Source organism: Planomonospora algeriensis (assembly GCF_977012225.1).
Genome location: NZ_CDRNDK010000040.1, coordinates 19,594 through 27,158, shown reverse-complemented (window position 1 = coordinate 27,158; position 7,565 = coordinate 19,594). Strand labels below are relative to the sequence as shown.

Here is a 7,565-nt window from a genome sequence, read left to right as displayed (position 1 = left end):
AGCCGGGGTCGGCGCCACCGACGCGCCGGGCCTGCCCGCGGTCGTCGACCGGGCCGCCTTCCAGGCCGAACTGGACAGGCTGCGGGCCCGGGAGAAGGCGCACACCCGGGAAGGCGACGCGATCGCCGCGGCCCGGCGGCGCCTGCCCATGGTCGAGGTGGACGCCGGAACCACGCTGATCGGGCCCGACGGGCCGACCACCCTGCTCGACGCGTTCGAAGGGCGCCGGCAGCTCATCGCCTACTACTTCATGTGGTATCCCGGGAACCCCGCGGCCGGGCAGTGCGAAGGCTGCACGTGGTGCAACACCCAGGTCGGGGAGCTGTCCTACCTGCATTCCCGCGACATCACCTACGCGGTCCTCTGCCAGGGGCCCTACGACGAGAGCAGCCGCTACCGCGACTTCATGGGCTGGCAGATGCCGTGGTACTCGGCGCAGGACTCCCTCGACACGCTCCTCGTCGGACGCCGCCCCGGCATGATGCACCTCGTGTGCTACGTACGGGACGGCGACCGGGTCTTCGAAACCTACTGGACGACCCTCCGCGGCGTGGAGGAGATGGACTACAGCTACGCGCTCATGGACCTCACCGTGTACGGACGTCAGGAGACGCAGGAGGATTCGCCTCCTGGCTGGCCGCAACCGCGGCGGGTCGACGACGACTCCAATCTGCGGACCGGCGGACGCCCCATCGCCCAGTGGTCGCGCCTCGAGGCCGGTCGCTCCGACGACCTCACCGTCCGGCCCTGACCGGCGGCGGAGAGGAGTGCTCCTCAACGCCGAGGCGTTGCGGTACCTGCGCGGCCACGACGCGTCGGATGGCACGAGCTCCGGTGCGCGCGCGAGACGCCGCGCTCTATCTGGTGATCGCATGCCGCGGGCCCATACCGTACGACGCGGGAGACCGCGGCGAGCCCGCTCAGGCGAAGACGCGGGCACCGGACCCTTCGAGGCCCGGCCGTCAGGACCGGTCACCGCGGCGGCGCACCGCGCCGCCGTGACGCACGTGAAGGAGACGTCGTGGACGCAGGCACACCCCTGATCGATTTCGCCGGAGTGACTCCGCGGCCCCGTGCGCTGAACGTCCGGTGGATTCACGGCTCACCGTCGGCCAAGCACAACACCGATCCGGACATCCAGGTCCACGCGTACGACGAGCACACGTTCATCCTGCGGCAGAACATGGCGATCGACTACGAGGCGCCGTTCCTGTTCCTGCTGTTCGGAAACGCACGGGCGGTGCTGATCGACACCGGCGCCACGGCGTCCGCCGAGTTCTTCCCCCTGCGCCGGGTGGTCGACGAGCTGGTCGCCGGCTGGCTCGCCCGCCATCCGCGGGAGGAGTACCACCTGCTGGTGCTGCACACCCACCCGCACGGCGACCACGTCGCGGGCGACGGTCAGTTCGCCGGTCGTCCCGCCACCACGGTGGTCGGCGCGGACCTGGCCACCGCCTGGGGGTACTTCGGGTTCGACGAGGATCCCGGCGCCGTGGCGCGGATCGATCTGGGAGGACGGGTGCTGGAGTGCCTGGCCACTCCGGGCCACCACGAGGCGGCGGTCACGTTCTACGACCGGTGGACCGGGTTCCTGCTCACCGGCGACACGGTCTACCCGGGCCGTCTGTACATCAAGGACTGGCCGGCCTTCGCCCGGAGCATCGACCGCCTGATCGACTTCTCCGGCCGCCGGCCGGTCACCCACGTGCTCGGCTGCCACATCGAGATGACCAGGCAGCCGGGCGTGGACTATCCGATCCGCACCACCTACCAGCCCGACGAGCCCCCGCTGCAGATGACCACCGGGCACCTGCACGAGATCCGTGCGGCGCTCGAAGAGATCGGCGACCGGCCCGTTCGGCGTGCCTGTCCTCTCTTCATCCTCTGGCCGAACCCGTGAGAGCCGGGGCCTGAGGTCCGAACCCGTGAGAGCCGGGCTCTGAGGTCCGGGCCCTGACCTCCGGAACCCGACGTCCGGAACCCGACGTCCGGAACCTGAGGGCCGGGCTCTGAGGGCCGGGCCCCGGAGAGCGTGCTCCGGCCCTCCCCGCGCGGGGGAGGGCGGAATGGGTGGCGTCGGCGATGTGCCGGAAGGAGGGTTCGCAGGAGTCTTGAGGCATGTTGCTGGAACTCATCACCGCACTGGTCCTCGCGACTGCCCCGGTGCACGCCGCCCCGGTGAACGCCGTTCGATCGCCGGATCTGCCGGGGATCGGCGCACTGGTCGACGAGCACGTCACCACCGCCATGGCCGAGGAGAAGGTCCCCGGTGTGGCCGTCACGGTGGTGGCCGGCGGCCGGCGGGTGGTCGACGAGGGGTACGGCTGGGCCGACGTGGAGCGCCGTCTCCCCGTGGATCCCGAGCGCACGCGCTTCCTGATCGGGTCGGAGACGAAGCTGTTCACGGCCCAGGCCGCCCTGCAGCTGGTCCGCGAGGGCAAGCTGGACCTGGACGCGGACGTCAACACCTACCTGACCGCCTTCAAGATCCGCGATACCTATCCGGGCCGTCCGGTCACCCTCCGGAACCTGCTCACGCACACCGCCGGGTTCGACGAGGACCACGTCGTGGGCAGCGGCACGGACGTGCGGCCGCTGGGCGAGGCGCTCGCCGCGACCCAGCCCGCCCGGCTGCGCCCGCCCGGCACCGGGGTCTCCTACAGCAACTACGGCGTCGCCCTGGCCGGCCACCTGGTGGAGACGGTCGCGGGGACGCCGTTCGAGGAGTACGTCGACCGCCGCGTGTTCGCCCCCCTCGGCATGGCGGATTCGGTCATCGCCTGCGACGGCCTGAAGGACACCAAGGCCTACCTCGCGGACGGCTCGGCGACCACGGCGAACTGCGCGGACTTCGCCGCCTCCGGCGCGGGCCCGGCCTCGACCGCCTCGGACATGGGCAGGTACATGCTCGCCCAGCTGTCGCAGGACGCCCTCCTCGGGCCCGGGGTCGCCGCCGAGATGCAGCGGCGGCAGTACACCGAGGACCCCCGGCTGCCCGGCATGGGCTTCATGTGGGAGGAGTCGCCGTACAAGGGGCACCGCCTGCTCTTCAAGGGCGGCGACATGCCCGGCATGCACACCTACATGATCCTGCTGCCGGAGCAGGGCATCGGCATCCACCTCATGTCCAACGGCGACGGCACCGGACGGCACGGGCTGGACGGGTTCGAGCTGGCCCACAAGATCATTGACCGTTATCTCCCGGACGCGCGCCCGCCGTCCGTCAGCGCGCTGCCCGGCGCCTCCGCGGAGCGCTACGAGGGCTGGTACCAGAGCAGCCGGACCAGCCACGGCAGCGTCCTGAAGGTGCAGGCGCTCACGGACTCGCCGGTGCACGTCACCGCGACCGCCGACGGCGGCGTCCTCACCACCGGGTTCAAGGGCAGGCAGGTGCGCTGGATCCAGTTCCAGCCCGGCGTCTTCCAGGAGGAGGGCGGCTGGGACCGGATCGCCTTCCCCGAGCCGGGGCAGCTGGCGATCAGCCGCAGCACGGTCGTCTTCGACCGGATCGGCCCGCTGGACCACCCGTCGCTGCACCTCGGCCTGCTGGCCGCCGGGCTCTGCGCCTCGCTGGCCGCGCTGCTGGGGTTCCCCGTGGCGGCGGTGGTCCGGGCGGCCCGCAGGCGGCAGTCCTCCCCTCCCGCCGGGCCCCGGCTCCCGCGCCTGCTCGCCTGGCTGGCCGGCGCCGCCGTGGTCGTCTTCACCGCGGGGTTCGGCAGCCTGCTCGCCGACGAGGGCCGGGCGCTGCCGCTGGTCCTGGAAGGGGCGCCCGTGCTGATCGCGCTGCTGGTGCTGGCGTCGCTGACGGTGCCGCTGGCCGCCGCCCTGCTGGCCTGTACGGCGATGGCCTGGCGGAGGCGCTGGTGGCGGCCCGCAGGCAGGGTCTCCTACACGCTGGTCGCCCTCGGCGTGACCGCGTTCGCCGTGGTGGCGGTCACGTACAACCTCGCCGGCCTCTCCTACACCTGAGCTATGATCCACTCACTTATGCGATCTTCTGTCCGTGTCGTCCGCCGGATCCCGCCGCTCGCCGTGGACGTCGCCGTCACCCTGGCCGTCCTCGCCGCCCACTCGGCTCCCTTCCTGCTGACGGCGCGGGCGGCCGACCCGGTGACGGGCTACACGGTCCAGCACTACCTTCCGGTGCTCGGCCAGGTGCTGCCGCTGATCTGGCGGCGGCGCGCACCGCTGGCGGTCCTGGTCGCGGTGACGGCCGCGACCGGCGCGTACCTGCTGAACGATCCCGACACCGCGCCGCAGCCCGTCCCGTACGCGCTGCTGATCGCGGTCTACACGGTGGCGTGCACGGCTCGCGGCGCGCGCGGACCTGGGCGCTGGTTCTCCTCGCCGCCGGCGCCGCCGCCCAGCTCGCCGGGCTGGTCCTGCGCACGCCGAGTGCGGACACGACGGTGCGCGGGCTGGTGATGTACGTCGCGGCCTGGGCGATGGGCCGGGCGACGGCCAACCGGCAGGCCCACGCCCGCCAGCTCGAACGCGAGAAGGAGATGGAGGCGCGCCGGGCGGCCGAGCGGGAGCGGGCGGCGATCGCCCGGGACATGCACGACATCCTCGGCCACGCGATCAGCTTGATGGTGGTGCAGGCGGAGGCCGGGCCGCTGGCCGTACGGCCTGATCCCGGCCGCGCCGAAGCGGCCTTCGACGCCATCGCCGCGGCCGGGCGGGACGCGATGGACCAGTTGCGCCGCCTGCTCGGCCTGCTGGAGGAGGACTCCGCCGAGGCCACTCCCACGGTGGCCCGCATCGGGGCGCTGGTCGAGAGCGTGGACCGCGCCGGGCAGCCCGCAGCCCTGACCGTCAGCGGGACGCCGCGCCCGCTGCCGGCGGACGTGGAGGCCGCCGCCTACCGGGTGGTCCAGGAGGCGCTCACCAACGTGGTCAAGCACGCCCGCGCGACCGCGGTCACGGTCGGGCTCGACTGGCGGGAGGACGCGCTGGTGATCGATGTGACGGACGACGGCCGCGGCCACAGCGGCGGGACGGGGCACGGGCTGGTCGGCATCCGCGAACGCGCGGCGGCGTGCGGTGGCTCGGTGTCCTTCGGCCACGGGCCGGACCGGCGCGGCTTCGCCGTCTCGGTGCGCCTGCCGGGAGCCGCCGCGTGACCATCCGCGTGGTGGTCGCCGACGACCAGGAGCTCGTGCGCAGCGGTTTCGCCCTGATCCTCGACACGCAGCCGGACATCACGGTCGTCGCGGAGGCCTGCGACGGCGCCCAGGCCGTGGAGGCCGCGCGCCTCCACGCGCCCGACGTGGTCCTGCTGGACATCCACATGCCCGTGATGGACGGCATCCGGGCCGCCGAGGAGATCTGCGCCGGGACCGCCGCCAGGATCATCATCCTGACCACGTTCAACAACGACGAGTACGTCTACGCGGCCCTGCACGCGGGGGCCAGCGGCTTCCTGCTGAAGGACGTGCGGCGGGACGACCTCGTGCACGCCGTGCGCGTCGTCACGGCCGGGGAGTCACTGCTCGCCCCCGCCGTGACCCGCAAGCTCATCGACGACGTCATCCGGCGCGGCGCCCGCCCGCCCGCCGCGGTACCGGGCATGGACGCCCTGACCGGCCGCGAGCGGGAGACCCTGGCCCTCCTCGGCCGGGGCCTGTCCAACCCCGAGATCGCCGAGGCCCTGGTGGTCAGCGAGCACACCGTGAAGAGCCACGTCAGCGGCGTGCTGTCCAAGCTCGGTCTGCGCGACCGGATCCAGGCGGTCATCTGCGCGTACGAGTCCGGCCTCGTCCGGCCGGGCCACTGGCGCCGCTGACGCCTCCCGGCGGTGGACCGGGCCCCCGGTCGGGCCGCGGCGCCGCGGGCGGCGCGGTCACTTCCCGATCCCGTCGGCGAGTCCTCTGACGATGTAGCGCTGGCCCAGGAAGAACAGCAGGACCACGGGGAGCGCCGCGATCACCATGCCCGCGAACACCACGGGGAACTCGGTGCCGTGCTTGCTCATCAGGCTCGTCAGCCCCACCGGCAGGGTCTGCACGCCGCTGCCGCTGGTGAAGACCATGGCGAAGAGGTACTCGTTCCAGGTGAACAGGATGTGCAGCAGGACCGTCGAGGTGATGATCGGCTTGCACATGGGCAGGGTGATCCGCCAGAAGGCGGTCCACCGGCCGGCGCCGTCCATCTCGGCGGCCTCGTCGACCTCGCGCGGCAGGTCGATCATGTAGGCGCGCAGGAGGAAGGTGGTGAACGGGACGCGGAAGGCCGTGTACAGGATGAGCAGCGCCCAGAAGCTGTTGTACAGGCCCATCGCCTGGAACATCTTCACCAGCGGGACGAGCGCCACGGTGGGGGCGAGCATGAGCCCGCCGAGGATCAGCGCGGTGACCGTCCGGTTCATCGGGATCCGCACCCGGGTCAGCCCGTAGGCCGCCCAGGCGCTGACGAACACGGTGGCGATCGTGGACGTCACGGTGACGAGCACGCTGGTGGTCAGGTAGTCGCTCACCCCCCGGTTCCACGCCTTGCGGTAGTTGTCGAAGCTCCAGTCGACGGGCAGGGCGAAGGGGTCGCCGAAGAGCTCGGCGTTGGTCTTGAACCCGTTGAGCAGCATCCACAGCAGCGGATAGAGCACGACCACCGCGAGGCCGAGGAGGAAGGCCCACATGAACACGCGGACGATCACCCCGAGGAAGCTCAGGCGACTCACCATTCCACCCTTCTCCTGTGGGTGAACCACAGCTGCAGCAGGGCGATGCCCAGCGTGATCACGAAGAGCACCGTCGCGATGGCGGCGGCGTAGCCGAAGTCGTTGCGGACGAATCCGCTGCGGTACAGCCAGGTCCCCAGCACCTGGGTCGAGTTGTTCGGCCCGCCGCCGGTCATCACCATGACCTCGTTGAACACCTGGAACGACCCGGAGACGGTCACGATCGCCATCAGGCCGGTCATCTCCCGCACCAGCGGGACCGTCACGTGGACGAAGCGGCGGATCGGCCCGACGCCGTCGATGGCCGCCGCGCCGTGGATCTCGGCGGGGATGCGCTGGATCGCGACGGCGAACAGCAGGGTCGAGTAGCCGAAGCCCTGCCACTGGCTCATCGCGATGATCGCGCTCATCGCGGTGCCCTCCTGGCCCAGCCAGGCCTGGGCGAACTCCCCCAGCCCCACCGAGCGGAGCAGGTGGTTGAGCGGGCCCAGGCTCGGCTCGTAGACGAAGTAGAAGAGCAGGCCCGCGACGGTCAGCGAGATCGCCGAGGGGAGGAAGTAGACCGCCCGCAGGCCGCGCCGCCACCGCTCGCTCCGGATGCTCTCGATCAGCGCCGCGAGCACGAGCGCGCCGAACACCTGGACGACGATGGAGACCGCCGCGTACAGCAGGTTGTTGCCGAACGAGGACCAGAAGACCGGGTCCTTCAGGAGCCTGCTGTAGTTGTCGGACCCGATGTACTCCCGGCTCCCGCTGTAGATGTCCCACTCGAGGGTGCTGAACCACAGGTTCTGCGCGAGCGGCAGGTAGACGAACACCCCCACCAGCACGAGGGCCGGAACGACCCACGCGAGCCCGAGTGTCCTTCGCACGATGGCGCGCACCGGCT

Annotated in this window: 8 protein-coding genes; 6 read left to right on the top strand and 2 right to left on the bottom strand. The window is 71.8% G+C overall.

Annotation, left to right across the window (positions count from 1 at the left end):
• The 6 genes from ACWJ6R_RS07285 to ACWJ6R_RS07260 all read left to right on the top strand — a co-directional run.
• Positions 1–751 (top strand): DUF899 family protein (locus ACWJ6R_RS07285; RefSeq protein WP_449061449.1); only part of this gene is annotated, 751 nt, incomplete at its 5' end.
• A gap of 270 nt (positions 752–1,021) precedes the next feature.
• A complete protein-coding gene (locus ACWJ6R_RS07280; protein ID WP_449061448.1) occupies positions 1,022–1,900 on the top strand; it encodes an MBL fold metallo-hydrolase in 879 nt (292 codons plus the stop codon).
• Between the two features lie 218 nt (positions 1,901–2,118).
• Complete coding sequence (locus ACWJ6R_RS07275) at positions 2,119–3,969, top strand: serine hydrolase domain-containing protein (protein WP_449061447.1); 1,851 nt, start codon at positions 2,119–2,121, stop codon at positions 3,967–3,969.
• Between the two features lie 18 nt (positions 3,970–3,987).
• Positions 3,988–4,425 (top strand): DUF7134 domain-containing protein, encoded by a 438-nt coding sequence (locus ACWJ6R_RS07270; RefSeq protein ID WP_449061446.1) that lies wholly within the window; start codon positions 3,988–3,990, stop codon positions 4,423–4,425.
• Positions 4,425–5,123, top strand: coding sequence for a sensor histidine kinase (locus tag ACWJ6R_RS07265; protein ID WP_449061450.1), 699 nt, complete (start codon positions 4,425–4,427; stop codon positions 5,121–5,123). The genes ACWJ6R_RS07270 and ACWJ6R_RS07265 overlap by 1 nt, the downstream gene beginning before the upstream one ends.
• Positions 5,120–5,785 (top strand): response regulator, encoded by a 666-nt coding sequence (locus ACWJ6R_RS07260; RefSeq protein ID WP_449061445.1) that lies wholly within the window; start codon positions 5,120–5,122, stop codon positions 5,783–5,785. Before ACWJ6R_RS07265 ends, ACWJ6R_RS07260 begins: the two co-directional genes overlap by 4 nt.
• Before the next feature lie 57 nt (positions 5,786–5,842).
• Here ACWJ6R_RS07260 and ACWJ6R_RS07255 read toward each other — a convergent pair whose 3' ends face one another.
• Positions 5,843–6,679 (bottom strand): carbohydrate ABC transporter permease, encoded by an 837-nt coding sequence (locus tag ACWJ6R_RS07255; protein ID WP_449061444.1) that lies wholly within the window; start codon positions 6,677–6,679, stop codon positions 5,843–5,845.
• Positions 6,673–7,560, bottom strand: coding sequence for a carbohydrate ABC transporter permease (locus ACWJ6R_RS07250; protein ID WP_449061443.1), 888 nt, complete (start codon positions 7,558–7,560; stop codon positions 6,673–6,675). The genes ACWJ6R_RS07255 and ACWJ6R_RS07250 overlap by 7 nt, the downstream gene beginning before the upstream one ends.
• Positions 7,561–7,565 lie beyond the last annotated feature (5 nt).

Coding starts and splice junctions, on each gene's coding strand:
- ACWJ6R_RS07275 (WP_449061447.1), top strand. CDS start 2,119: ATGTTGCTGGAACTCATCACCGCACTGGTCCTCGCGACTGCCCCGGTG.
- ACWJ6R_RS07270 (WP_449061446.1), top strand. CDS start 3,988: ATGCGATCTTCTGTCCGTGTCGTCCGCCGGATCCCGCCGCTCGCCGTG.
- ACWJ6R_RS07265 (WP_449061450.1), top strand. CDS start 4,425: ATGTACGTCGCGGCCTGGGCGATGGGCCGGGCGACGGCCAACCGGCAG.
- ACWJ6R_RS07255 (WP_449061444.1), bottom strand. CDS start 6,679: ATGGTGAGTCGCCTGAGCTTCCTCGGGGTGATCGTCCGCGTGTTCATG.